General features: G+C 69.1%; 20 protein-coding genes. 15 read left to right on the plus strand and 5 right to left on the minus strand.

Going from position 1 to position 24,761, the window contains the following annotated elements; all coding sequences use genetic code 11:
* The first annotated feature begins 128 nt into the window (after window positions 1-128).
* Entirely contained in the window at window positions 129-1,541 is a 1,413-nt protein-coding gene (locus BCL67_RS02260) for an MFS transporter (protein WP_106121842.1), read from the plus strand.
* Window positions 1,542-1,623: 82 nt separating this feature from the next.
* Here BCL67_RS02260 and BCL67_RS02265 read toward each other — a convergent pair whose 3' ends face one another.
* Window positions 1,624-3,555, minus strand: coding sequence for a BglG family transcription antiterminator (locus BCL67_RS02265; protein ID WP_106121927.1), 1,932 nt, complete (start codon window positions 3,553-3,555; stop codon window positions 1,624-1,626).
* 139 nt (window positions 3,556-3,694) lie between these two features.
* Here BCL67_RS02265 and BCL67_RS02270 point away from each other — a divergent pair, with 139 nt between their 5' ends.
* From BCL67_RS02270 to BCL67_RS02290, 5 genes are all read left to right on the plus strand, one after another.
* On the plus strand, window positions 3,695-4,042 hold the full coding sequence (locus tag BCL67_RS02270; protein WP_106121843.1) for a PTS sugar transporter subunit IIB: 348 nt from the start codon (window positions 3,695-3,697) through the stop codon (window positions 4,040-4,042).
* Window positions 4,039-4,311 (plus strand): HPr family phosphocarrier protein, encoded by a 273-nt coding sequence (locus BCL67_RS02275; protein ID WP_106121844.1) that lies wholly within the window; start codon window positions 4,039-4,041, stop codon window positions 4,309-4,311. The genes BCL67_RS02270 and BCL67_RS02275 overlap by 4 nt, the downstream gene beginning before the upstream one ends.
* Window positions 4,311-5,969 (plus strand): phosphoenolpyruvate--protein phosphotransferase, encoded by a 1,659-nt coding sequence (gene ptsP / locus BCL67_RS02280; RefSeq protein WP_106121845.1) that lies wholly within the window; start codon window positions 4,311-4,313, stop codon window positions 5,967-5,969. Before BCL67_RS02275 ends, ptsP begins: the two co-directional genes overlap by 1 nt.
* A gap of 226 nt (window positions 5,970-6,195) precedes the next feature.
* Window positions 6,196-8,151 (plus strand): PTS mannitol transporter subunit IICBA, encoded by a 1,956-nt coding sequence (locus BCL67_RS02285; protein ID WP_374955619.1) that lies wholly within the window; start codon window positions 6,196-6,198, stop codon window positions 8,149-8,151.
* 147 nt (window positions 8,152-8,298) lie between these two features.
* Window positions 8,299-9,441, plus strand: a complete 1,143-nt coding sequence (locus BCL67_RS02290) for a mannitol-1-phosphate 5-dehydrogenase (RefSeq protein WP_106121847.1) — start codon at window positions 8,299-8,301, stop codon at window positions 9,439-9,441.
* A gap of 69 nt (window positions 9,442-9,510) precedes the next feature.
* On the opposite strand, the gene BCL67_RS02295 is transcribed toward BCL67_RS02290, so the two are convergent.
* From BCL67_RS02295 to BCL67_RS02310, 4 genes are all read right to left on the minus strand, one after another.
* Window positions 9,511-11,400, minus strand: a complete 1,890-nt coding sequence (locus BCL67_RS02295; protein WP_106121848.1) for an ATP-binding protein — start codon at window positions 11,398-11,400, stop codon at window positions 9,511-9,513.
* 91 nt (window positions 11,401-11,491) lie between these two features.
* A complete protein-coding gene (locus tag BCL67_RS02300) occupies window positions 11,492-12,136 on the minus strand; it encodes a Maf family protein (RefSeq protein WP_106121849.1) in 645 nt (214 codons plus the stop codon).
* Window positions 12,133-12,588, minus strand: a complete 456-nt coding sequence (locus BCL67_RS02305; protein WP_106121850.1) for an acyl-CoA carboxylase epsilon subunit — start codon at window positions 12,586-12,588, stop codon at window positions 12,133-12,135. The genes BCL67_RS02300 and BCL67_RS02305 overlap by 4 nt, the downstream gene beginning before the upstream one ends.
* A gap of 14 nt (window positions 12,589-12,602) precedes the next feature.
* Window positions 12,603-14,186: an acyl-CoA carboxylase subunit beta gene (locus BCL67_RS02310; RefSeq protein WP_106121851.1), complete on the minus strand. Its 1,584-nt coding sequence runs from the start codon at window positions 14,184-14,186 to the stop codon at window positions 12,603-12,605.
* 179 nt (window positions 14,187-14,365) lie between these two features.
* On the opposite strand from BCL67_RS02310, the gene BCL67_RS02315 reads away from it, so the two are divergent.
* The 9 genes from BCL67_RS02315 (at window position 14,366) to gatB (ending at window position 24,519) form a co-directional block, all read left to right on the plus strand.
* Entirely contained in the window at window positions 14,366-15,349 is a 984-nt protein-coding gene (locus tag BCL67_RS02315; protein WP_106121852.1) for an SDR family oxidoreductase, read from the plus strand.
* Window positions 15,350-15,395: 46 nt separating this feature from the next.
* Window positions 15,396-16,460 (plus strand): biotin--[acetyl-CoA-carboxylase] ligase, encoded by a 1,065-nt coding sequence (locus BCL67_RS15345; protein ID WP_181255856.1) that lies wholly within the window; start codon window positions 15,396-15,398, stop codon window positions 16,458-16,460.
* Between the two features lie 150 nt (window positions 16,461-16,610).
* Window positions 16,611-17,249, plus strand: coding sequence for a hypothetical protein (locus BCL67_RS02325; RefSeq protein WP_146131057.1), 639 nt, complete (start codon window positions 16,611-16,613; stop codon window positions 17,247-17,249).
* Window positions 17,250-17,733: 484 nt separating this feature from the next.
* Window positions 17,734-18,789, plus strand: coding sequence for an adenylate/guanylate cyclase domain-containing protein (locus BCL67_RS02330; protein WP_258174701.1), 1,056 nt, complete (start codon window positions 17,734-17,736; stop codon window positions 18,787-18,789).
* A gap of 132 nt (window positions 18,790-18,921) precedes the next feature.
* Window positions 18,922-19,701 carry a protein phosphatase 2C domain-containing protein gene (locus tag BCL67_RS02335; RefSeq protein WP_106121855.1) on the plus strand — a complete coding sequence of 260 codons (780 nt, stop codon included), beginning with the start codon at window positions 18,922-18,924 and terminating at the stop codon, window positions 19,699-19,701.
* Between the two features lie 115 nt (window positions 19,702-19,816).
* Complete coding sequence (locus tag BCL67_RS02340; RefSeq protein WP_106121856.1) at window positions 19,817-20,875, plus strand: baeRF2 domain-containing protein; 1,059 nt, start codon at window positions 19,817-19,819, stop codon at window positions 20,873-20,875.
* Window positions 20,876-21,125: 250 nt separating this feature from the next.
* Window positions 21,126-21,422: an Asp-tRNA(Asn)/Glu-tRNA(Gln) amidotransferase subunit GatC gene (gatC, locus tag BCL67_RS02345; RefSeq protein ID WP_106121857.1), complete on the plus strand. Its 297-nt coding sequence runs from the start codon at window positions 21,126-21,128 to the stop codon at window positions 21,420-21,422.
* 8 nt (window positions 21,423-21,430) lie between these two features.
* Window positions 21,431-22,990, plus strand: a complete 1,560-nt coding sequence (gene gatA / locus BCL67_RS02350; RefSeq protein ID WP_106121858.1) for an Asp-tRNA(Asn)/Glu-tRNA(Gln) amidotransferase subunit GatA — start codon at window positions 21,431-21,433, stop codon at window positions 22,988-22,990.
* An 8-nt stretch (window positions 22,991-22,998) separates the two neighbouring features.
* Window positions 22,999-24,519 carry an Asp-tRNA(Asn)/Glu-tRNA(Gln) amidotransferase subunit GatB gene (gatB, locus tag BCL67_RS02355; protein WP_106121859.1) on the plus strand — a complete coding sequence of 507 codons (1,521 nt, stop codon included), beginning with the start codon at window positions 22,999-23,001 and terminating at the stop codon, window positions 24,517-24,519.
* The last annotated feature ends 242 nt before the right edge of the window (window positions 24,520-24,761 follow it).

Raw genomic sequence — 24,761 nt, forward strand, 5'->3', positions numbered from 1 at the left:
ACTCCAGTCTCAGCTGATGAGACTGCCACCGCGCGGGTACAGGGATCCGCAGGCCTCGACCTATCATTTTGGGTCTGCGCCGCACTCGGCGCCGCCCACCATCAATCCTTCTGTGGAGATGCCCAGCAATGTCTACCTCTGTTGACCCCTCTGTGCCCGGCGCCTCGAACCGAAAAGTCGACGACGTAGCCGATGAGAACCTGACAGTCCCGCGCCGCCGGATCATCATGGCCTCGCTGATCGGGACCACGATCGAGTTCTACGACTTCTACATCTACGCCACCGCAGCCGTCTCGATCTTCCCTCTGCTCTTCTTCTACGGCGATGAGGGCTCCGCGCTGCTGGCCTCGATGGCGACCTTCGGCGCGGCCTTCGTGGCGCGGCCGCTGGGAGCGATCATCTTCGGCCACTACGGGGACAAGGTCGGACGCAAGGCCACCCTGGTCGGCGCGCTGCTGACCATGGGCATCGCGACATTCCTGATCGGCACGCTGCCCACCTACCAGCAGATCGGTCTGTGGGCGCCAGCGATGCTGACCATCCTGCGCTTCTGCCAGGGCCTCGGCCTGGGCGGAGAATGGTCCGGTGCCGCACTGCTGGCCTCGGAGACCGCCCGACCGGGCAAGCGTGCGCAGGCCGCCATGTGGCCGCAGCTCGGCGCCCCCTTCGGCTTCATGCTCGCCAACGGTCTCTTCCTGCTGCTGGCCACCCTCTTCTCCTACGACTCCACCGCGACCGACCTCAACGACCCCTTCCTGGTCTGGGGCTGGCGACTGCCGTTCCTGCTCTCGGTGATCATGGTCGCCGTCGGGCTCTACGTGCGGCTGCGGATCGAGGAGACCCCGGTCTTCGCCAAGGCCATGGAAAGCAACGAGCGGGTCAAGGCCCCCATCGGTGAGGTGTTCCGGCGCAACTGGTGGGAGATCATCCTGGGCACCTTCATCATGCTCGCCACCTACGGACTGTTCTACCTGATGACCACCTGGGTCCTGTCCTACGCCATCGGCAGCGCCGAGGTCGGAGGCCTGGGCTACGGATATCAGGACTTCCTGGTGCTGCAGATCGTCGCGATCACCTTCTTCGCGATCTTCGTGCCGGTGGCCGGCCGACTTGCCGACCGCTTCGGCCGGCGCCCGATGCTGATCGTGGTCACGATCGCGATCATGATCTTCGGGCTGACCTTCCGCTACTGGCTCTCCGCCGAGTCCATGGGCACCGGCGAGGACCTCAACGTCTGGCAGATGCTGGCCTTCCTCGCCGTCGGGATGACGCTGATGGGGCTTACCTTCGGCCCGATGTCTGCGGTGCTGCCGGAGCTGTTCCCGACGAACACCCGCTACACCGGATCGGGCGTGGCCTACAACGCCGCCTCGATCCTTGGTGCGGCGCTGACCCCGTTCGTGGCGGCCTGGCTGGTCCAGGCCTCCGGCGTCGGAGCGGTCGGGCTGTATCTGGCCGGCCTGGGCGTGCTCACGCTGATCGCTCTGATCCTGGCCCCGGAGACCTCGAAGAAGTCGCTCTACACCGAGGCTGCCAAGTAGCCGATCGGCTCCAGCTGCCCCGTCCCAGGCACATCAGCCAGGGGCGGGGCAGCTCTGTGTCCGGGTGAGCGCAGGGTTCCGCTCAGCCGTCGATCACGGCGACCAGCTCGTCGAGGAACCCGCCGAAGTCGGTGCCTCGGCGCAGGATCCGCTGCAGCGACTCGCGTTCGCTGAGCACCTCGATGAGCTGTTCGAAGATGGTCTGGAACGCATCGCGCTCTGACTCGGAGAACGCCGCCAGGGCCACGACCTGGATGCGACCCTCGCCCCAGCGGATCGATCCCTCGGCGATCCCGATGGAGAGCGCCGTGCGTCGGGCCGTCATGGTCAGCGCGTGGGGGACCGCGAGCGACTCGGTGAACGCGGTGGAGGAGAGGCGTTCGCGCTCGATGGTGCCCAGCACATAGTCCTCATCGATGACGCCCTCGGCCAGGAGCGGAGCGCTGAGCTGGCGGATCGCATCCTCCTCATCCTTGGCCTTGAGCGGGCGGATGAAGGCCTGGGGGCTGAAGTACCGCTCGAGCTCTCCGCGCAGTCGGGTGAGCCGGCGGGCGCGACGACGCTTCGACGCCACCGCGGCGATGCGCTGCATGTCGGCGTCGGTGATGAACGGTGCCAGCTGCACCGTGCGCTCATCGGGCACCGGGGGTTCGATCGTGGTCAGCACCAGATCGGTGTCCATCCCGGCCCAGTCAGGATCCGTCCGGGTCTCCACCGCGGTCACCTCGATGCCCGGGCCGAGTGATTCATCCAGCCGTGAGCGCAGCAGATCGTGCAGCTCGTAGTAGCCGGGACAGACGATGGTCGCGGTCAGCGCGGCGTCCGCGCGACGGCTGCGCTCGAGCCGGCCGCCCACATGCATGGCGATATAGGCGATCTCATCCTCACGGATCAGCACGTCCAGCTGTTCGGAGATGTCACTGGCGATGGAGACCGCGACCTGGAAGATCATCGGATAGGTCGATTTCAGCGACTTGGTCAGCGGGTTGCGGGAGAATGCCTGCTCCCGAGCCCGGTGGACCAGGTTCTGCACGTGCAGGCTCAGCCGCCGGATGAAGTCCGCGTGAGCGATGTCGACCAGATACTCCTGGGCGGCGTGGCCCACGGCGCGGATCACCGCCCGTTCCACCTCGGCGTCCAGCGGCACCTCGGTGCCTGCGCTGCCGTCCGAGGCGACCACCCGGGTCAGCACCAGCGAGGCCAGGTGCTGCAGGTCGCCCTGGCCCAGACTCACCCCGAAATGCTCCGAGGCCAGCTTCCCGACGACGCCGGCGAGCCGCTCCTGCTGGGCGCTGGGCTGCAGATGGGTGCCCTCCAGGGGATGGCCGTGGCTGACCCGATCTGCGGCGATGGCCACGTGCAGGACCACATCCGCGGAGGCGAACTCGTTGACGTAATAGCCCTGCTCGGCCAGCTGTGCCGCCAGCTCCCGCTTGAACGGGCCGAAGGCCTCAGCCTCCAGGGAGCCCAGCCCCGCGGCGCGGCGCAGGCCCTCGCCGTCGAAGGAGCCATGCTCCATCTCCTCGTGGGCGAGCTTGGAGACCAGCCGCCGTTGGGCGAGCTCATCGCCGACCAGCAGCGCGCGCGAGCCTGAGCGTTGGATGGTGTTGCCGGTGTCCGCCAGCAGCTCGCGGACCCGGACCAGATCGGCCTCCACCGTGGCCATGGAGACGTAGAGGCGCTCCGCAGTGCGGCGCAGGTCGACCCCGTTCTGGGCCTCAAGCAGCTCATGCACCAGGCCGTGGAGCCGGTCCCGGGTCGACGCGCGGCCGGAGTCGCTGCGCAGCGTCGCCAGCGCGGCCCGGTCCGCCCGGTACCCGGCGGGCCCGGATTCGATCAGAGCCGTCTGGGAGTCAGCCGCAGGAGCTCCGACGGGGACGCGTGCGTTCAGCTGCGCGATGTAGGACCTGACGCTGCGCGGGGTCACCCCGAGCAGGTCCGCCAGTGAGCCGGCGGTGATCCACCCGGGTTCACGCAGGAGCAGATTGATCAGCTGCTCCTGGCGTCTGCTCATCCGGTCCACGCTCAAACCTTACCGGGCAGCCACATGGCGCGGGCGGTTTTTCCTCCCGGGCGGAAAGAACTCTCGGCCCCAGGCCGGTGCGATGTGCCCTGAATCACTGCACAATCAACTAGGAAGGAGTGTGAGATCAATGGAGATCCTGGTGGTCTGTGGTGCTGGCGCGTCCAGCACCTTCGTGGCCCAGCGCCTGCAGAAGGCGATGCGCCGCGCCGGCGTGCCCCACGGGGTGCGCGCAGGAAACCAGGCCTCGCTGCTGCATGATCTCGACTCCGCAGATCTGATCCTCCTGGGCCCGCATCTGGCGGACTCGTTGGAGGACATCGAAGGACTCACCGCGCCGGCAGGCACCACGGTGAGACTGCTTCCCGCAGACATCTATACCGACCTTGAGGGCACCAGCGCCTTGGCGCTGATCCTCGAGGCTCTCCCCATGCCCGACGCGGCTGCCGCCGCATCAACCCGAAAGGGACTCTCATGAGCTCAACTCGCACTGTCACCGTCGCTTCCTCCCAGGGGCTGCACGCACGTCCGGCCAAGCTGTTCGTGGAGGCAGCCCAGGCCTCCGGCGCGCAGGTGACGATCGCCAAGGGTGAGAAGTCCGTCAACGCGGCCAGCATCCTCGGAGTGCTCTCCCTCGGCGTGGAGAAGGACGACCAGGTGCTGCTCACCGCCGAGGGCGAGAACGAGGAGCAGACCCTGGACAGCCTGGAGCAGTTCCTCACCACCGACCACGACAGCGCCTCCTGATGTCGGAGCTCTCCGGAATCGGCGTCGGAAGGGGCATCGCCGCGGGTCCTGTGGCGCGGATGTCCCCTCCGCCGCCAGCACCTGCCGATGAAGCCTCCGCGCGCAGCGCGGAGGACGAGACGCAGCGTGTGCAGGTGGCAGTCGCCGAAGTGGCCGCCGAGCTCGAGGCACGCGGTCGCACCGCCGGCGGCATGGCGCGCGACGTGCTCGAGGCCCAGGCCATGATGGCCCAGGACCCGACGCTGCACGACGCCGTGGCGACCCGGCTGCAGGCGGGCAAGACCGGCGAATATGCCGTGCACGAGGCCTTCGCCGAGTTCCGCGCCACGCTCGAAGCGCTCGGCGGCTACCTCGGCGAGCGCGCCTCTGACCTCTCCGACGTCTCCCAGCGCGTGATCGCCAGCCTGCGCGGACTGCCCGCCCCAGGAGTCCCCGACCCGGGCCACCCGTTCATCCTGGTGGCCGAGGACCTGGCACCGGCGGACACCGCGCTGCTGAACCTCGACCAGGTCCAGGCCCTGGTGACCATCCAGGGCGGACCCACCTCGCACACCGCGATCCTGGCCCGGGAGAAGTCCATCACCGCCATCGTCGGCGTCGCCGAGGCGGAGAGCCTGACCGAGGGCCAGCAGGTCATCGTCGATGCCGGAGCCGGCACGGTCATCACCGACCCCACCCAGGAACAGCTCGACGAGGCCGAGGCCCGCCGCGCGGCCCATGAGGCGGAGGCCGCAGCCCCGATCACCCCCGGCGCCCTGGCGGACGGGACCGCCGTGCCGCTGCTGGCGAACCTCGGTTCGGCCAAGAGCACCGACAAGGCCGTGGCGCTGGGCGCCGAGGGCGTGGGACTCTTCCGCACCGAGTTCCTCTTCCTCAGCGCCGACGAGGCCCCGTCGGTGGACGAGCAACGCCAGGCCTACCAGTCGGTGCTCGAGGCGTTCCCAGGGCAGAAGGTCGTGGTCCGGGCGCTCGACGCCGGCGCCGACAAGCCGCTGAGCTTCCTCAACGATGCACCCGAGGAGAACCCGGCGCTGGGTCTGCGCGGCCTGCGCGCGCTGATGGCCAACGAGCAGATCCTCACGGACCAGCTCACGGCGCTGGCTCAGGCGCAGGAGAACACCGAGGCCGACGTCTGGGTCATGGCTCCGATGGTCTCCACCGTGGAGGAGGCCGAGGCGTTCACCGCACTGGCCAAGGAGCACGGGCTGGCGACCGCAGGAGTCATGGTGGAGGTCCCCTCCATCGCGCTGATGGCCGACGAGCTGCTCACCCGCACCGACTTCGCCTCCATCGGCACCAACGACCTGACCCAGTACACGATGGCGGCCGACCGTCTGCTCGGATCCGTGGCGTCCCTCCAGGACCCATGGCACCCCGCAGTGCTGCGGCTGATCCGTGAGGTCGGCGCCGCCGGGATCGCCTCAGGCAAGCCGGTCGGAGTCTGCGGCGAGGCCGCAGCGGACCCGCTGCTCGCCGTCGTCCTGGTCGGACTCGGTGTGAACACGCTGTCCATGTCTCCGGCCGCGCTCGCCGATGTGCGGGCCGAGCTGAAGCTGCACACCGTGGAGGAGGCGCGCAGCATCGCAGCCGCCGCGCTGACCGCCGCCACGGCGACACAGGCACGCGAGGCGGCGCAGGGGGCCGCGCAGAAGTCCTGAACCGCCGCGTGCGCAGAACCGACGCAACACCTGAAGTGCAACTGAATCACCTCATGAATCACTGAAACAGGTCCCCCTTCCGGGACCGTCACCTTCGACGCACCCGCTGAGGGGCGCCGCACCATCACAAGAAAGAGGCTCCGTCATGACAACGGTGTCAGCTGAGACGAAGAATCAGGGCGGCGCGCGAGTAGCCGTCCAGCGATTCGGCTCGTTCCTATCGGGCATGATCATGCCCAACATCCCGGCCCTGATCGCGTGGGGCATCATCACCGCGCTGTTCATCGACGTCGGCCCCTTCCCGAACGAGGGCCTGGCCACGATCGTCGGACCGATGATCCACTACCTGCTCCCGATCCTGATCGCCATGCAGGGTGGCCGGATGATCTATGAGACCCGCGGTGCGGTGGTCGGCGCGATCGCCACCATGGGTGTGATCGCCGGGTCCGACTGGATCGTCGCGCAGTTCAACGCCGGCCTCGCCGAGGGCGCCGACGAGCTTGGTCAGGTGCACATGTTCATCGGTGCGATGATCATGGGCCCGCTGGGCGCCTACGCGATCAAGGCGCTGGACGGTCTGTGGGAGGGCAAGATCAAGTCCGGCTTCGAGATGCTGGTCAACATGTTCTCCGCCGGCATCGGCGGATTCCTGCTCGCCCTCGCCGGCTTCTACTGGCTCGCCCCGGTGATCAACGCGCTCATGGACGTCATGGGCACCGCCGTGCGCTGGCTCATCGAGACCAACCTGCTGCCGCTGACCTCGGTCATCATCGAGCCCGCGAAGGTCTTCTTCCTCAACAACGCCATCAACCACGGCGTGCTGACCCCGCTGGGCATCGCCGACGCCGCCGAGAACGGCAAGTCGATCCTCTTCCTGCTCGAAGCCAACCCCGGTCCGGGCCTGGGCGTGCTGCTGGCGTTCACCGTCTTCGGCACCGGCGTCGCACGGGCCACGGCTCCGGGCGCGATCCTCATCCAGTTCCTCGGCGGCATCCACGAGGTCTACTTCCCCTACGTGCTGATGAAGCCGGCTCTGCTGCTGGCGGTCGTCGCTGGCGGCGCCACCGGCGTGGGCACCAACATGGTCTTCGACGCCGGCCTGCGCGCCCCGGCTGCGCCGGGTTCCATCTTCGCGATCATGCTGCAGACGGCCTCGGACTCCTATGTCGGCGTCATCCTCTCGGTGATCCTCTCCGCAGGCGTGACCTTCGCCGTGGCCGCGGTCATCCTGCTCTCCAGCCGCAAGCGCGATCTCGCGGCGACCGAGGACAGCTTCTCCGCCGCAGTGGCCAAGACCGAGGCGAACAAGGGCAAGTCCTCCTCGCACCTGGCGAACCTCTCCTCCGCGACCCAGGTCCCGGCGCAGAAGATCACCAACGTGATCTTCGCCTGCGACGCCGGCATGGGCTCCTCCGCGATGGGCGCCTCGGTGCTGCGCAAGAAGATCGTCGGCGCCGGCATCGAGGGCGTGACGGTCACCAACAAGGCCGTCGCCTCGCTTCCCGGCAACGCTGATCTGGTCATCACCCAGCAGCAGCTCACGGATCGGGCCCGGGCCAAGGAGCCGCAGGCGGTGCACGTCTCCGTGGACAGCTTCATGAACGCCCCGGAGTACGACGACGTCGTCACGCTGATCCGCGAGAGCGAATTCAAGGCCGCGGGCTCCGGCTCCGGCGCTGACGGCACCGCGGATTCCAGAGACTCCTCCGCAGGGGGCGTCGCCACGGACACCCGGGTGCGCAGCGACTCGCAGATCCTGACCCGCTCGCAGGTCCGGATCCACTCCGCTTCGGCCACCCAGGATGAGGCGCTCACCGAGGCCGCCGAGATCCTCGGCGCCGCCGGAGCTGTCACCGGGGAGTACCTCTCCGCCATGAAGGAGCGCGAGGCCACGGTCTCCACCTACATGGGCAACGAGCTCGCCATCCCACACGGCACCAACGACGCCAAGGCAGCTGTTCTGGCCTCGGCCCTGTCGGTGACCCGCTACGACGGCGGCGTGGACTGGTCCGGCGAGAAGGTCACCTTCGTGATCGGCATCGCCGGGGTCGGCGACGAGCACCTGGAGATCCTCTCCAAGATCGCGGAGCTCTTCTCCGACGAGGCAGAGGTCGCCAAGCTCAAGCGAGCCTCCTCCGAGGAGGAGCTGCTGCGGCTGCTCTCGGCGGTCAACGCCGGCTGAGCCTGAGCTGACACTGGTGCCCTCGGGCACGAGCTGAGCGACAAGGGGGTGCGTCACGCGGGATCACCCGGTGGCGCACCCCCTTCGGCGCTGTACACACCACTTTTATCCGAGCACACAACTGAGCACTCAATCTTGGGAGTCAACATGCTGGCAGTTCATTTCGGTGCGGGAAACATCGGCCGCGGCTTCGTGGGAACCCTCCTGCACGAGGGAGGCTACGAGGTGGTCTTCTCCGATGTCGCCGCGCCCCTGGTGGACGCGCTCACGGCAGCGGGCAGCTACACCGTCCACGAGGTCGGAGCCGGTGGCGTCGACCGGGAGGTCACGAACTTCCGGGCGATCAACAGTGCGGAGAACCCCCAGGCGGTGGCCGCAGAGGTCGCCGCGGCGGATGTGGTCACGACGGCTGTGGGACCTGCCATCTTGAAGTTCATCGCCCCGCACGTCCTCGCCGGCCTGCTCCAGCGCCCGGCCGACGCGAAGCCGCTGCAGGTGATGGCGTGTGAGAACGCGCTGGGCGCCACCGACACCCTGCGCGGTCACGTGCAGGAGCTGGCCGGGGACCAGTGGGAGGAGCTCTCCGCCCGGGCAGTCTTCGCCAACACCGCGGTGGACCGGATCGTCCCAGGACAGCCCACTGGCGGGGGAGTCGACGTCACCGTGGAGCCGTTCTACGAATGGGCGATCGAAGCAGGCCCCTTCGGCGCAGACCGGCCCAACATCCCGGGTGCCCACTTCGTGGAGGACCTCGGGCCCTACATCGAGCGCAAGCTCTTCACCGTGAACACCGGTCACGCCGCCGCGGCATACCTGGGCTTCCGGGCCGGGCGCAGCAAGATCGCTGAGGCGCTGGCCGATGAGACCGTCTTCGCCGGAGTCCGGGCGGCGCTGGAGGAGACCTCCGCACTGCTGGTGGCCAAGCACGGCTTCGCGGCCGAGGAGATGGCCGCCTATCGGGAGACCATCCTGGAGCGCTTCCGCAATCCGGAGCTGCCCGACACCGTGGACCGGGTGGGCCGGCAGCCGCTGCGCAAGCTCTCCCGCAACGAACGACTCGTCGGTCCGGCGGTCGAGGCGCAGGAGCGCGGGCTAAGCGTGGAGGGGCTGCTCGCCGTCGTCGAGGCGGCGCTGTACTTCGAGTCCGCCGCAGATGAGCAGACCCAGCAGCTGCAGCAGCTGCTGGCCGAGCTCGACGCTGACGCGCTGACCACCCAGGTCACCGGGCTGCAGCCGGCAGATCCGCTCTACAGCAGGGTCCGCGACCTGGTCGCCGCCCGCCAGGGCTGACCGGACTCGCCGGATATCCGCGGGGCCGGCCCACTGTCCAGGGGCCGGCCCACTCTCGCGGGGCGGGGCTCAGTCGATGATGCTGGCCACGACCTGGCCGGCCGTCACGGTGGAGCCGGCCTTGGCCTTGAGCCCCTTGATCCGGCCAGACTTGTGCGCGGTGATCGGCTGTTCCATCTTCATCGCCTCCAGGACCAGCACCAGGTCCCCCTCGGCGACCTTCGACCCGTCCTTCGCGGCCACCTTCACGATCGTGCCCTGCATCGGTGAGGTCAGGTCATCGCCGGATATCGCGGCGGCGGAGGTGCTCCGCGCCTTGCGCCGCTTCTTCCCTCCAGCGGGCTTCCCGCCGACCTTGCCGCCGGCGAGCGCCGCGGGCAGGTTCACCGTGATGCGCTTGCCGTTGACCTCCATCACGACCGACTCGCGCGGTTCCTCGTGGTCATGGGCCGGGTGGGCCATCAGCGCGTTGTACGGCGGGATCTGGTTGTCGAACTCGGTCTCGATCCACCGGGTGTGCACGCTGAAGCTCTCCGGAGCCGACGCCCGGCGTCGTGCCAGTCGCTCGGCCGCCTGGGAGACCGCATTGCCGTGCCCGGCGGTCGTCGCGGAACCGGACCCGCCGGCGGTGGACTGGCTCGGGCTGCGCAGCGCGAGCTCCGGGGCGAAGGCCGGGTCTTCGAGCACCGCGCGGTGGAAGGGGAGCACGGTCGGCATGCCCTCGACCTTCATCTCCTTGAGCGCGCGCCGGGCCCGGCGCAGCGCCTGCTCCCGGGTGGCGCCGGTGATGATGACCTTCGCGATCATCGAGTCGAATGCTCCGGAGATGGTCTCACCGGCGTGGACGCCGGAGTCCACCCGGACCCCGGGTCCGTGCGGCAGGTCGAAGGTCTCCAGAGTGCCCGGTGCCGGCATGAAGTTCCGGCCCGGGTCCTCGCCGTTGATCCGGAACTCGATGCTGTGCCCGCGGATCTCGGGATCCTCATAGCCCAGCCGCTCGCCGCGGGCGATCCGGAACTGTTCGCGGACCAGGTCGAGGCCGGTGACCTCCTCGGAGACCGGGTGCTCGACCTGCAGCCGGGTGTTGACCTCGAGGAAGCTGATGGTGCCGTCCTGACCGATGAGGAACTCACAGGTGCCGGCGCCGACGTAGCCCGCCTCGCGCATGATGGCCTTGGAGGAGCGGTAGAGCTGCCGGTTCTGCGCCCGGGTCAGGAACGGGGCGGGGGCCTCCTCGACGAGCTTCTGGTTGCGCCGCTGCAGCGAGCAGTCGCGGGTGGAGACGACGACGACGTTGCCGTGCTCATCCGCCAGGCACTGGGTCTCGACATGGCGCGGGGAGTCCAGGAAGCGTTCGATGAAGCATTCGCCGCGACCGAAGGCGGAGACCGCCTCGCGCACCGCGGACTCGAAGAGCTCGGCGATCTCGTCGTGTTCGCGGACCACCTTGATGCCGCGCCCGCCGCCGCCGTAGGCAGCCTTGATGGCGAGTGGGAGGCCCTGCTTCTCGGCGAAGCGCATGACCTCCTTGGCGTCCTTGACCGGTTCCTTGGTCCCCGGTGCCAGCGGTGCGCCGACCCGTTCGGCGAGCTGCCGTGCGGAGACCTTGTCTCCGAGGGTCTCGATGGCTTTGGGCGAGGGCCCGATCCAGGTCAGGCGCGCGTCGATCACGGCCTGGGCGAACTCCGCGTTCTCGGAGAGGAACCCGTAGCCCGGGTGCACCGCGTCGGCGCCGGTGGCGCGGGCTGCGGCGAGGATCTTCGGGATGCTCAGGTAGCTGTCCGCGGCGGTGGCGCCGCCGAGGGCGTAGGCCTCATCGGCCATGCGCACATGCACCGAGTCACGGTCCGGGTCGGCATAGACGGCGACGGTGGCCAGCCCCTCATCCTGGGCGGCGCGGATCACGCGGACGGCGATCTCGCCGCGGTTTGCGATCAGGACCTTGGTGAACTCGGTCATGGTTCCTCTCTCTGCTTTCGCTGTCACCCACCTTGACTCGGTGGGTCTGCAGGTGCGGGCGGTGCCGCGCCTGGGATGTCTCAGGTGTGGCTCACCGCCGGGGCGGGGACCACAGGTCGGTGATGGAATGGCCGAGCTCGGCGAGCATCGAGTGCAGCGCTGCGGGGGAGACCCCGATGACGGAGAGGTGATCTCCTTCGATGGAGTCGATGAAGGCGGAGCCGCGACCGTCGATGGTGAAGCCTCCGGCGCAGTTCAGCGGCTCCCCGGACTGGGCGTAGCGCTGGATCTCGGCGTCGCTGGGCTCGGCGAAGCTGACCCGGGTGGACACCGTGCGCTGGGCCCGGGTCCCGGTGGCGGCGTCGACCAGGGCGTGGCCGGTGTGGAGCACCCCGGTGCGTCCGCGCATCTGCTTCCAGCGCTGCACCGCGACGTCGACCTGATAGGGCTTGCCGTAGCTGGCCCCGTCGAGCTCGAAGACCGAGTCGCAGCCGAGCACCAGGACCGAAGGTCGGCTGTTGATGCCGGGCAGGTTCGCGACCGCCGAGGCCTTCATATCGGCGAGCAGCTGGGCCTCCATGGCGGGGGTGAGCTGCTCACCGTCGAGCTTCTCCTGCGCGGCGGCCACGGCAGCTGGCTCGTCGACGTCGGAGACGCGCACCGTGAAGGCGATGTCGGCCTGGTTCAGGATCCGGGCGCGGCTGGTCGAGGCGGAGCCGAGGATCAGGCGGGTCATCGCAGACCCGCCGCATGCTTCCAGGAGTCCGGGCCGGGTCGACCCCAGAGGCCCAGCCGACGTCGGCGCTGCAGGGTGCGGTCGCTGGGTCCGGCGGTGCCGGCGCCGTTGCCGTCCGCCCCGGAGTCCCCGGCCAGGGTGCCCAGCAGCGCGGTCACTGCGGCGAGCTCCTCGTCGGTGAGCGTCCCACCGGCCATCTGCAGGTCCGCGGCGTCCGTATCCGGCTCAGCCTCACCATCCGGCTCAGCCTCACCATCCGGCTCAGCCTCGGTGTCCGACTCGGTGTCGGGATCCCGCTGAGTGTCGGGATCCTGCTCGAGGTCGACGTCCTCGGCGGAAGCCGTCGAGGAGGGTGCTTCAGGGGGTGCCTCGGAGCCGGGACCGGGGTCGCTCGAGGAAGGCGCCGCGGGACTCGCCGCGGACTCCTCGGCGCTCAGGGTTGCATCGGTCATGGTCTGAAGCCCTCCTAGAGCGGAATGTTCCCGTGCTTCTTCGCCGGCAGCGCCTCACGCTTGTGCTGGGTGGCGCGCAGGGCGTTGGCGATCTGCCAGCGGGTCTCCGCCGGTTCGATCACCGCGTCGATGTAACCGAGCTCAGCGGCCTGGTACGGATTCAGCAGCTCCGCCTCGTAGTCGGCGATCAGCGACTTTCGGCGCCCCTCGACGTCGCCGCCGGACTTCTCCACTGCCGCGAGGTCACGCCGGTAGAGGATGTTCACCGCGCCCTGAGCGCCCATCACGCCGATCTGCGCCGTGGGCCAGGCCAGGTTCACATCTGCACCGAGCTTCTTGGAGCCCATCACGATGTACGCGCCGCCGAAGGCCTTGCGCGTGATCACCGTGATCTTCGGGACTGTGGCCTCGGCATAGGCGTAGAGCAGCTTCGCGCCGCGCCGGATGATCCCGTTGAACTCCTGGTCGGTGCCGGGCAGGAAGCCCGGGACGTCGACCAGGGTCAGGATCGGGATGTTGAAGGAGTCGCAGAAGCGGACGAACCGGGCGGCCTTCTCGGAGGCGGCGATGTCCAGGGTCCCGGCGAACTGGGTGGGCTGGTTCGCCACGACGCCGACCGAGCGGCCCTCGACCCGGCCGAAGCCGATCGTGACGTTCGGGGCATAGAGGCTCTGCAGCTCCAGGAAGTGACCGTCGTCGAGGATCTGTTCGATGACGGTGCGCATGTCGTAGGGCGCCGAGGACGAATCCGGGATCAGCGCGTTGAGCGCCTCGTCTCCGGCCTCGATCTTGGGCCGCTCCTCGAAGTCCTCGATGGGCGCTTCGGCGAGGTTGTTCAGCGGGAGGAACTCCAGCAGCTCCTTGGCGAACTCCACGGCGTCGGCCTCGTCGGTGGCCATATAGGCTGCGGTGCCGGTGACCGTGGAATGGGAGCGGGCTCCACCCAGGGTCTCCATGTCGACATCCTCACCGGTGACCGACTTGATGACGTCGGGTCCGGTGATGAACATGTGCGAGGTCTTGTCCACCATGATCACGAAGTCGTTCAGCGCGGGGGAGTAGGCGGCTCCGCCGGCGGCCGGGCCCATGATCAGCGTGATCTGCGGGACCACGCCCGAGGCGTGGACGTTGTTCCGGAAGATGTCGGCGAACATGGCCAGGGAGGCCACACCCTCCTGGATGCGGGCGCCGCCGCCGTCGTTGATCCCGATCACCGGGCAGCCGTTGCGCGCAGCGAACTCCTGGACCTTGACGATCTTCTCGCCGTTGACCTTCGAGAGCGAGCCGCCGAAGACCGTGAAGTCCTGGGAGTACACGGCGACGAGTCGGCCATCGATGGTGCCGTAGCCCGAGACCAGGCCGTCGCCCAGCGGGTGGCGGGTCTCCATCCCGAAGGAGGTGGAGCGGTGCACCGCCAGAGCGTCGAGCTCGATGAAGGAATCCGGGTCCAGGAGCATGTCGATGCGCTCCCGGGCGGTGTTCTTCCCGCGACTGTGCTGCTTGGCCACGGCTTCCTCCCCTGCGGGGGCATGGGTCTTGTCGCGTCGCCGGCGGAAGTCTGCCAGTTTGCCGGCGGTGGTGGTGATGTCTGACGTCATGGCTGCGCGGGGGTACCTTTCCGATCGCAGGCTGGAGGAAGTCCACAATTCAGCGGCCAGTCTATCCAGGTGGGAGTGCCATTCCGCTGTGGACTCTCTACAAAAAGCCAGGCGGGACTTGCGCGCATCGACGAAGTCATGTGCTTCCACCCGTGGTTACTCACCGGTAGGGTGATTCTATGACCCAGTTCACCTCACCTGACCCCGCCCCTGCCGCGGAGGCCGCCCGGGCCGGCGAGCTCACCGGACGGACCGTCCTGATCTCCGGCGGATCCCGAGGCATCGGACACGCCATCGCCGTCGCGCTGGCCGGCCGCGGAGCCAATGTCGCGCTCCTGGCGAAGACCGACACCCCGCACCCGAAGCTCGCCGGCACCGTGCACACCGCCGTGGAGGACATCCGGGCCGCCGGCGGCCAAGGGCTCGCGGTGGTCGGCGACGTGCGCCGCGACGAGGACGTGCTCTCCGCCGTGGATCAGACCGTGGAGACCTTCGGCGGCATCGACATCGTCATCAACAACGCCTCGGCGATCGATCTCTCACCCACCGAGGTGCTGGACATGAAGCGCTACGACCTGATGCACGACATCAACGTCCGCGGCACCTTCCTGCTGTCCAAGACCGCCGTCCCGCACCTGCGCACCAGCGCCGCCAAGCACCGGGCCTCCCAGGGCGACGCCGGCGCGGCCGCGCCGACAGGCTTCACCCCGCAGATCCTGACCCTCTCGCCGCCGCTGGCGCTGAGCGGGTCCGGCCTGGATCCGGTCTGGCTGGGCCGGCATCTGGCGTACACGATGTCCAAGTACGGGATGTCGATGACCACCGTGGGCCTGGCGGCGGAGCTCGAGCCCGACGGCGTGGCAGTGAACTCGCTGTGGCCCGCCACCTATATCGACACCGCGGCGATCCGGAACCTGGCCGCGCTCGCCGGCGAGCAGGGCGAGACCATGATCCGAGGCGCCCGCCGGGTCGACATCGTCGCCGACGCCGCCTTGGCGCTGCTCTCCGGGCAGGTGACCAGCCCCGCGCCCGACGGGACGCTGCGCCCGATCAGCGGTGCCTTCCTCACCGACGAACAGGTGCTGCGCCAGCTGGGCATCGAGGACTTCACCGACTACGCGGTGGACCCCGAGTCCGAGCTGATCCCCGACGCCTTCCTCTGATGCGGCGCAACCCGGCGGCGCGACCCGGGTGGCCTAATCTGGGCTCATGACTGCCGCGCTGCCTCCGCTCGATGAGGCCCTGCTCGCCCGCCGACTGCTCACCGACGCCGGCGGGGCCTACGCGCGGCTGGATCGGGTCGAATCGATCGGGTCCACGAATCAGTGGCTGATCGACGCGCTCACCGCCGAGTCACGGACGCAGCCGCCGGGGCAGGAGAAGAGGACGACGGCGTGGCCGCACCTCTCGGTGCTCACCGCCGAGGAGCAGACCGGTGGTCGGGGTCGGCTCGGACGGGTCTGGAGCTCGCCGAAGGGGGCGTCGCTCTCGACCTCGATCGTGCTGCGCCCCCGGCTCGACCCGACGCATCTGGGCTGGCTCTCGATGCTCGCCGGGCGAGCCCTGGTGGACACGCTGCGCCAGGACGTCGGACTCGACGACGAGGGTCAGCGCGCAGTGCTCAAATGGCCCAATGACGTGCAGGTGACCCAGCCCGAGGGACCCGCGCGGAAGATCAGCGGGATCCTCGCCTCGGCCGTGGCGGGAATCCCGGGGGGCGGTCCGGCCGCCGTCGTCCTGGGAGTCGGGATCAACGTGCTGCTCACACCCGAGCAGCTGCCCACCGAGAACTCCACCTCGGTGCTGATCGAGCTCCGCCGCCGACGCACAGATCGAGGCACCGATCGGCGCACGGATCTGCACGCCGAGTCGATCGGTCGACCCAGCAGCCAGGTTGAGCCGAGCAGCCTGGTTGAGCCGGGCAGCGATGAGGCGGCACGGCTGCGCACCGAGCTGCTGTGCTGCTACCTGGAGCGCTTCGCCGATCTGCTCGGCGTCGTCGAAGCCGCCGCGCGGCAGGCTCCGGACACCGTGCCTCAGGTGCTGACCGCGCTGGTGGGAGAGGTGCTCACCACCCTCGGCCAAGAGGTCCGCGTGGAGCTGCCCGACGGCAGCGCCGAGCGCGGCGTCGCCCGGGGACTCACCGCGCAAGGTGCGCTTGACGTGGAGGTCACCGCCCGGCGCGGCGCACCCGAGCAGGACTGGGTGCCCCGGGCGCCGCTGCTGAGATCCTTCTCGGCCGGTGATGTGACGCACCTGCGCCCCACCTCCTAGAGATCACACCGAACCCCCAGAGTGCCCCGCCCCCGCCGGCCGAGCACGCCGCCGGGTCGAAGCGTCACGCGGCGCCGGAAAGGGCGCGCGAGGAGGAGGGGCCAAGCTGGTGCTCAGCGACCCCCGGTAGACTGACATCGCAGAAGGCATATGAACGCGCGCGCCCTGGCCCGGGGCGCGTCGACGAGGACCGGCAGGAGGCTGTGGCTCACGATGAAGCTCAAGCTGGTCGACGGCGAGCAGGTGGTCATCCGCACCCGCGCCCATCACCGCGCACTGCTGCCTGCTCTGCTGAACTTCCTCGTCACCGTGATGGTGATGAGTTTCCTGCTGGGCTACCTCTCCCGGGCCGACCAGCCCGAGTTCGTGGAGCACTATCGGCACATCGGAGTGTTCCTGGTCTGGGCCGGAGGGCTCCTCGCGCTCGCCTTCGGCACGCTCAAGCCGCTCCTGAGCTGGGGCAGCCGGATGACCTACCTGACCAGTCACCGGGTGGTGCAGAAGAACCTGCTCGGCGCCGCCCAGGCGAACGTCGTCCCGCTGGGCCTGCTCTCCGAGGTGCAGCTCAAACAGTCCCGGATCCAGTCCATGTCCCAGGCCGGTGACCTGATCCTGCTCCACGGCGCCTACGGCCAGCATCAGCGCACCCGGCTGAGCAACATGCCCGACGCCGCACACTTCCAGACCGTCATCGCCGAAGAGCTGGGCGAATACCGACGCCACGTCGCCGCGCAGTACGCGAGCCAGGCACCCGCCCCCGGCGGATACGGAGAGGCGCACTATGCCTGAGACCTCGGCAGCCGATGACCCGAGGCCGGTCTACCTCGGCGGCGAGGACACCGACTCCTCCTGGCGTGCCGTGCGCTACACGCCGCCGGGTGCCAGCAGCGGCATCGAGCTCAGCGGCGAACCCACCAGGCTCTCCCCGGAGGCCGCCGGTTCGGCCGAGGCGGCAGGGGCCGACGGCCCGCCGAGCGGAGTCTCGGCGAACTACTCCTCGGCCGAGCTCGAAGCGGCCCGTCAGGACTGGTCCGACTTCAACTCCCCGCGACTCCAGGGCAAGGTGCGCAAGACCGTGCTGCAGGAGGCGGGGGAGGGGCGGCTCACCGTCGACCCAGACTTCACGGTGCCTCGGGAAGGACCGGCGGATCGCGGCCTCGGCCTCACCGCCGGGCAGGCCCAGGCGGCACGCGACGCATCGGCGGATCCGGCCACCGCTGCGCTCAACGGGCACGAACGCTCCCCGGAGACCGCGGCCATCCCGATCCCGACCATGGAACAGCGCGAATGGCACCGGACGATCCGCGACCTGGAGCACCGGCTGCTCGGCGCCGAACGCACCCTCACCTACCGTGAGATGGCGCACCAGCTGGGCGTCTCCACCCGCTCCGCCCGCCGGCTCTGGCGGGCACTGGGATTCCCCAACCTCGACGACGACGTCAAGGCCTTCACCAAGACCGACGTCGAGGCGCTCGCCACAATGATCGAGCTGGTCCGCGACGGTCACCTCAATGAGGAGACCGCCATCTCGATGACCCGCTCAGTCGGGCAGATGACCGACCGCATGGTGGTCTGGCAGATCGAGGCCCTGGTGGAGGACAAGATCGCCAACGGTCAGCTCTCCGACGCAGTGGCGCGCACCCAGGTCGTCGAGACGCTGCCCAAGCTGATCGAACCCATCCAGAAGCTCATGGGCTACACCTGGCGACGCCAGCTCTCCGCGGCGCTGCAGCGGCTCACCGTCCGGGTCGAGTCCGGCCTGGCCGCCACCGCACACGGGCGCACCGGTGCCGAGGACGACGCCGCCCTTCCACTGGCCCGCGCCGTCGGCTTCGCCGACCTGGTCTCCTACACCTCGCTCTCGCGGCAGATGAACGAACGCACCCTGGCCCACATGGTCCAGCACTTCGAGTCCAAATGTGCCGAGATCATCTCCATCGGCGGGGGTCGGCTGGTGAAGACCGTCGGGGACGAGGTGCTCTACAACGCCGAGACCCCGGAGGCCGGCGCCGAGATCGCCCTCGCCCTGGCCGAGTCCATCGCGGCCGACGGAGTCCTGCCCGAGGCCCGGGTGTCAGTGGTGTGGGGCCGCGTGCTCTCCCGGATGGGAGACATCTACGGGCCCACCGTGAACCTCGCCGCCCGGCTGACCTCGCTGGCGGATCCGGGCACCATCCTGGTGGACCAGGTCACCGCGCAGACCCTGGAGTCCAACCCGGATTATCTGCTGGTCCCGCAGCCGCCCCGGATCGTGCGCGGCTTCGGCGAGGTCCAGCCGAACATGCTGCTGCGCGGCCAGGGTGCCGGGATCATCACCGAGAACCGCTGACCAGCAGGGTCTCGGCATGGGAGACCGGATGAGCGCCCAGACTGCGCCCAGCCCGGGTGCCGTCGTAGGCCGCGCGGTGAGAAACGCGCCGCACGGTCACCACAGCGACCGGCACCGTGACAAGATGGTGATGTGGCAGCGAGCGCAGATAGTCCAGAGGACCCCCGGGAGCAGCAGACTCAGCCCGCCGGCCTCTACCTCGATTACGGATACGGGTCCCATGTCGGCCTGCGCCGGGAACTCAACGAGGACTCCTCGGTGATCACCGACACGCTCTTCGCCGTGGCCGACGGAATGGGCGGACACGAGGCCGGCGAGGTCGCCTCCGCGCTGGCCGTGCAGACCCTCGCCGACGGCTGGAACCGGGCCGAAGGCCGCGTCTCGCGGGACCAGATCCAGGCCTTCCTGGGTGAAGCCGACCAGCGGATCCGCGAGGCCACAGACTCCAAGGCCGGCACCACCGTCTCCGGCGCACTGCTGGTCGACCAGGGCGACGGGCTGAACTGGCTCGTGTTCAACATCGGGGACTCCCGCACCTATCTCTTCGAAGACGGCCGGCTGCGGCAGCTGAGCCGCGACCACTCCCAGGTCCAGGACATGTTCGAATCCGGGCTCATCAGCGCCGAGGAGCTGCACATCCACCCGCAGCGCAACGTCATCACCCGGGCCCTCGGCGCCGGGGACATGTGGGACGCGGACTACTTCGAATCCCCGGTGCGGTCCGGCCAGCGCCTGATGATCTGCTCGGACGGACTCAGCGGAGAGTTGAGCGACTCAGAGATCGAACGCATCCTCGGCGCCGGGCGCAACGCCCAGGACACCGTGGACTGGCTGATCCACCAGGCCCTGCGCGCCGGTGGACGCGACAACGTCACCGTCGTCGTCGTCGATGTGCAGGAACAGGTCGCTTGACCCCAGCTTTGCGTCCTCGATAGCGTCGAAGACAGTCACCTGTTGTCACCAACAGCTCGCGTCGAGCGGCCAGGGAGCCAGCTCCCAGCGCCGCCGGACGCAGGAAGGAGCACAGTTGCAGCTGGCCAATCTACGAGGCGTCTACGAGGCCCAGGGCCCGTTCGCCACCGTCTATCTCGAAGCACGTTCCCCCGCCGCCGACGCCGAGGATCAGCTTCGGCTCCGCTGGCAGGATCTCCGGAGCCAGCTCGCCGATGCGGGCACACCGGACGCGGCGCTGACCGCGCTGGACGAGTCCGTCACCCGACCAGCCGCCACCGAGGTCCACAACGAAGGTCGCGTCCTCGTCGCGGACCAGACCCGAGTGATCCTCGAAGAGCACTTCGACGCCGCCCAGGGCTCCGGAGATCTCGCCACCGTCGGTGAGCCCGCCCAGCTCGGAGACTACGTCCGCCACCGCCTCGGCGCCGCCCGGATGCTCGTGGTCATCGCTGACCAGCAGCAGGCAGTGATCCGCCGACTGGTCGTCTCCGGCGACGAGCTGCTCGCCTCCGACGCGGAGGAATCGGTCCAGGGCACGAGCAGCGAGTCGGTGCACAAGCCTCGCCAGGGCGCGCTGAGCCACAAGCAGATCCAGCGCTCCGCCGACGAGGCCGCCACCCAGAACATCCGGGACATCTCGGAGCGGGTCGCGACGATCGCCGACTCCTGGAACCCCGACGTGATCGTCGTCGCCGGCGAGTCCCAGGGTCGACGTGGACTGCACGAGGAGCTGCCCAAGGCGCTCCAGGAGCTTACCGTCGAGGCCCAGACCGGGGGAGGCATCCCTTCCGGCAGCGCCGATGAGGGGACCGAACAGGCCCTGCGAGATGAGCTGACCGTGATCGCTCGCCGCGTCGTCATCGCACGCGGCAAGGACTCGACCGATCGCTACGGCGAAGCCACCGGACACGGTCGCTCCGCCGAGGGCACCGACGAGATCCAGGCCGCGCTGCGGCTGGGCGCGGTCGATACCCTGCTGCTGCGCCAGGACGAGCGCGCCGAGGGCGAGGACCAGCTGCTGGCCGACGCCGCCGGCGTCGGTGCCTCCGTCGGACTGATCAGCTCCCCGGTCTCCGGCGCCGTGGCCGCAGTCCTGCGCTACGAAGCCCCGGTCCAGGACGTGGCCGACTGATCCCGCACGCCCCCCAGGGCCGACCAGCTTGACCGAGGCATCGGTCGAATCGACTGATCGGGCCCAGCACGACGACGGCGGCCGCTCACCTGCGCAGGTGGGCGGCCGCCGTCGTCGTGTCCGGGGACGAGCCCCGGGCGGGGTTGCCGCCCGAGGGGTGCTGTCCGGTCCGGTCGGACCCGCCGCCCGCCGTCGTCCTGGCCGATAGACTGGACCGAGTTCATCCACCACCGATCCCCGAGGGAGCTGCATGTCTGAGATCTCGCGCGCAGACGTTGAGCATCTTGCCAAACTGGCGCACATCAGCATGACCGAGCAGGAGCTGCAGAAGATGGCGCAGGAGCTGGCCGTCATCGTGGATTCCGTGGCGACCGTCTCTGAGGCCGTCTCCGGCGACATCCACGCCACCAGCCACCCGCTGCCGCTGACCAACGTCTTCCGTGAGGACGAGGTCGGGCATGTCTTCACCGCTGAACAGTCGCTGCTCAATGCACCTGACGCTGAAGCCGGCCGGTTCAAGGTCCCGGCGATCCTGGACGAGGAGTGACCCCAGATATGAGCACCCACACCCATGAGCTGATCCGGCTCACCGCCGCCGAGATGGCCGCGAAGCTGTGCGCAGGTGAGATCACCTCCGTGGCGCTGACCCAGGCCCACCTGGATCGGATCGCCGCCGTCGACGGCGGCGAGCGCGGCATCAACGCGTTCCTGCACGTCGCCACCGAGGAGGCGCTGCGCACCGCCGCCGAGGTCGACGCGATCCGCGCCGGCGGCGGCGCCGAGGCCGAGGCCCTGCACCCGCTGGCGGGCGTGCCGATCGCGGTCAAGGACCTGATCGTCACCGAAGGCCAGCCCACCACCGCCGGCTCCAAGATGCTCGACGGCTGGATGAGTCCCTATGACGCCACCGTGGTGACCAAGCTGCGTGCCGCGAAGCTGCCGATCCTGGGCAAGACCAACCTGGACGAGTTCGCGATGGGCTCCTCCACGGAGCACTCCGCCTATGGCGAGACCCGCAACCCCTGGGACGTCACCCGGATCCCGGGCGGCTCCGGAGGCGGGTCCGCGGCCGCGGTCGCGGCGTTCGAGGCCCCGCTGGCGCTGGGCACCGACACCGGCGGGTCGATCCGCCAGCCCGGCGCGATGACCGGCACGGTGGGCGGCAAGCCCACCTACGGCGCGGTCTCCCGCTACGGGGCCATCGCGATGGCCTCCTCGCTGGACCAGATCGGTCCGGTGGCGCGGACCACCGAGGACGCGGCGCTGCTCCACGAGCTGATCGCCGGACACGACCCCAAGGACTCCACCTCGCTCACCGGAGAGGTCCCGGCCCTCGCCGAGATCGTCCGCGGCGCCGACGTGGCCGGCCTGCGGGTCGGTGTGATCAAGCAGCTCCAGGGTGAGGGATACCAGGAGGGCGTGCTTGCCCGCTTCCACGAGGCGCTGGACGTGCTGCGCGCCGCGGGCGCCGAGATCGTGGAGGTCGACTGCCCCAGCTTCGACTACGCGCTGGGCGCCTACTACCTGATCATGCCCTCCGAGGCCTCCTCCAACCTCGCGAAGTTCGACGGCGTGCGCTACGGCACCCGGGTGCTGCCCGAGGACGGGGCACTGACCATCGAACGCGTCATGGGCTCCACCCGGGCCGCAGGGTTCGGCGACGAGGTCAAGCGCCGCATCATCCTGGGCACCTACGCGCTCTCGGCCGGCTACTACGACGCCTACTACGGCTCCGCGCAGAAGGTCCGCACGCTGATCCAGCAGGACTTCGACGCCGCGTTCGAGAAGGCCGACGTGCTGATCTCCCCGACCTCGCCCACCGTGGCGTTCCCGCTGGGCGAGAACGACGACGACCCGTTGGCGATGTACCTCAACGATGTGGCCACGATCCCGGCCAACCTCGCCGGCATCCCCGGACTCTCGGTGCCGGGCGGACTCTCCGAGGGCCTGCCTGTGGGCATCCAGTTCCTCGCCCCGATCCGGGAGGATGCCCGGGTCTACCGGGCTGGCGCGGCGCTGGAGAAGCTGCTCACCAAGGACGCCGAGCCGCTCTGGGCGCAGGCGCCTGAGCTGGCAGAGACTTCGGAAGCGGCGGCTCACCCCGCCGGGAAGTGAAGGAAGAGATGACTGACACGCTCACAGATGCGTCCCCACTGAGCTTCGAGGAGGCGCTGGAGAAGTTCGATCCGGTGCTCGGCTTCGAGGTCCACGTGGAGCTCAACACCAAGACCAAGATGTTCTCCTCGGCGCCCAACGCCTTCGGCGACGAGCCCAACACCAACGTCAACGAGGTCTGCCTGGGCCTGCCCGGCACCCTGCCCGTGGTCAACGGCAAGGCCGTGGAATACGCGGTCAAGCTCGGCCTCGCGCTGAACTGCGAGATCGCCGAGTACTGCCGCTTCGCCCGCAAGCAGTACTTCTACCCGGACACCCCGAAGAACTGGCAGACCTCGCAGTACGACGAGCCGATCGCCTTCGACGGCTACCTGGACATCGAGCTCGACGACGGGGAGATCTTCCGCGTGGAGATCGAACGCGCCCACATGGAGGAGGACGCGGGCAAGCTGACCCACGCCGGCACCTCCGGGCGGATCCAGGGCGCGGACTATTCCCTGGTGGACTACAACCGTTCCGGGATCCCGCTGGTGGAGATCGTGACCAAGCCCATCGTCGGCGCCGGTGCCCGGGCGCCGGAGCTCGCGCGGGCCTACGTCTCGGCGGTGCGCGACATCGTCAAGGGCCTCGACATCTCGGATGCGAAGATGGAGCGCGGCAACGTCCGCTGCGACGCCAACGTCTCGATGATGCCCAAGGGCACCACGACCTTCGGCACCCGCTCGGAGACCAAGAACGTGAACTCGCTGCGCGCCGTGGAGCACGCGGTCAGCTTCGAGATGCGCCGCCATGCAGGCGTCCTCGCCGCGGGCGGGACCATCGTGCAGGAGACCCGGCACTGGCAGGAGGGCACCCGCACCACCAGCTCGGGCCGTCCGAAGTCCGACGCCGACGACTACCGCTACTTCCCGGAGCCGGACCTGGTCCCGATCGTCACCACGGCGGCCTGGGTCGAGGAGCTGCGCTCCCAGCTGCCGGAACCTCCGGCGGACCGCAAGCGCCGGCTGCTCGCCGCCTGGGGCTTCTCGGAGCAGGAGTTCCGCGACGTGGTCGCTGCCGGACTGCTCGACGAGATCGACGAGACCGTGGCCGCTGGAGTCTCCCCGAGCGTGGCGCGCAAATGGTGGATGGGGGAGATCTCCCGGCTGGCCAACGCCCGAGATCTCGAACCCGCCGCCCTCGGCGTCGAGCCCGCCACGATCAGCGCCCTGAACGCGCTCATCGAGGAGGGTCGGATCAATGACAAGATCGCCCGCCAGGTCCTGGAGCACGTGGTCGCCGGGGAAGGCACCCCGGAGGAGATCGTCACCGCCCGCGGCCTGGAGGTCGTCTCAGATGACTCCGGCGCGCTGACCGCTGCGGTGGAGAAGGCCATGGCCGAGAACCCCGACGTGGTGGAGAAGATCGCCGCCGGCAAGCTCAAGGCCATCGGCGCGCTCATCGGCCCGGTCATGAAGGAGACCCGCGGCCAGGCCGACGCCGGCAAGGTCCGCGAGATCGTGCTGGCCAAGCTGGGGATCGAAGGCTGATCCGCTCCCGCTGAGCGTCTTACAGACGGCCCAGAATCCGCTCCCGAGCGCGATTCTGGGCCGTTTCTGTGTTCTATGGCACAATTCTCTCTTGTGCAATATTCCGCCACCTGGAAACATGCACGATACACATTCATTGCGTGTCGCAAACTGCCTGAAACAGTCGGGGAGTAGATTATTGCGCAACCCGGGGCTCTACCCCGGAGCGCGAGGTCACACGTGCTTGCACCGATCATCGAATG

It is taken from the genome of Nesterenkonia sandarakina (genome assembly GCF_003003175.1).
Classification (GTDB): Bacteria; Actinomycetota; Actinomycetes; order Actinomycetales; family Micrococcaceae; genus Nesterenkonia; species Nesterenkonia sandarakina_A.

Coding starts and splice junctions, on each gene's coding strand:
- BCL67_RS02260 (WP_106121842.1), top strand. CDS start 129: ATGTCTACCTCTGTTGACCCCTCTGTGCCCGGCGCCTCGAACCGAAAA.
- BCL67_RS02265 (WP_106121927.1), bottom strand. CDS start 3,555: ATGAGCAGACGCCAGGAGCAGCTGATCAATCTGCTCCTGCGTGAACCC.
- BCL67_RS02270 (WP_106121843.1), top strand. CDS start 3,695: ATGGAGATCCTGGTGGTCTGTGGTGCTGGCGCGTCCAGCACCTTCGTG.
- BCL67_RS02275 (WP_106121844.1), top strand. CDS start 4,039: ATGAGCTCAACTCGCACTGTCACCGTCGCTTCCTCCCAGGGGCTGCAC.
- ptsP (WP_106121845.1), top strand. CDS start 4,311: ATGTCGGAGCTCTCCGGAATCGGCGTCGGAAGGGGCATCGCCGCGGGT.
- BCL67_RS02285 (WP_374955619.1), top strand. CDS start 6,196: ATGATCATGCCCAACATCCCGGCCCTGATCGCGTGGGGCATCATCACC.
- BCL67_RS02290 (WP_106121847.1), top strand. CDS start 8,299: ATGCTGGCAGTTCATTTCGGTGCGGGAAACATCGGCCGCGGCTTCGTG.
- BCL67_RS02295 (WP_106121848.1), bottom strand. CDS start 11,400: ATGACCGAGTTCACCAAGGTCCTGATCGCAAACCGCGGCGAGATCGCC.
- BCL67_RS02300 (WP_106121849.1), bottom strand. CDS start 12,136: ATGACCCGCCTGATCCTCGGCTCCGCCTCGACCAGCCGCGCCCGGATC.
- BCL67_RS02305 (WP_106121850.1), bottom strand. CDS start 12,588: ATGACCGATGCAACCCTGAGCGCCGAGGAGTCCGCGGCGAGTCCCGCG.
- BCL67_RS02310 (WP_106121851.1), bottom strand. CDS start 14,186: ATGACGTCAGACATCACCACCACCGCCGGCAAACTGGCAGACTTCCGC.
- BCL67_RS02315 (WP_106121852.1), top strand. CDS start 14,366: ATGACCCAGTTCACCTCACCTGACCCCGCCCCTGCCGCGGAGGCCGCC.
- BCL67_RS15345 (WP_181255856.1), top strand. CDS start 15,396: ATGACTGCCGCGCTGCCTCCGCTCGATGAGGCCCTGCTCGCCCGCCGA.
- BCL67_RS02325 (WP_146131057.1), top strand. CDS start 16,611: ATGAACGCGCGCGCCCTGGCCCGGGGCGCGTCGACGAGGACCGGCAGG.
- BCL67_RS02330 (WP_258174701.1), top strand. CDS start 17,734: ATGGAACAGCGCGAATGGCACCGGACGATCCGCGACCTGGAGCACCGG.
- gatC (WP_106121857.1), top strand. CDS start 21,126: ATGTCTGAGATCTCGCGCGCAGACGTTGAGCATCTTGCCAAACTGGCG.
- gatA (WP_106121858.1), top strand. CDS start 21,431: ATGAGCACCCACACCCATGAGCTGATCCGGCTCACCGCCGCCGAGATG.
- gatB (WP_106121859.1), top strand. CDS start 22,999: ATGACTGACACGCTCACAGATGCGTCCCCACTGAGCTTCGAGGAGGCG.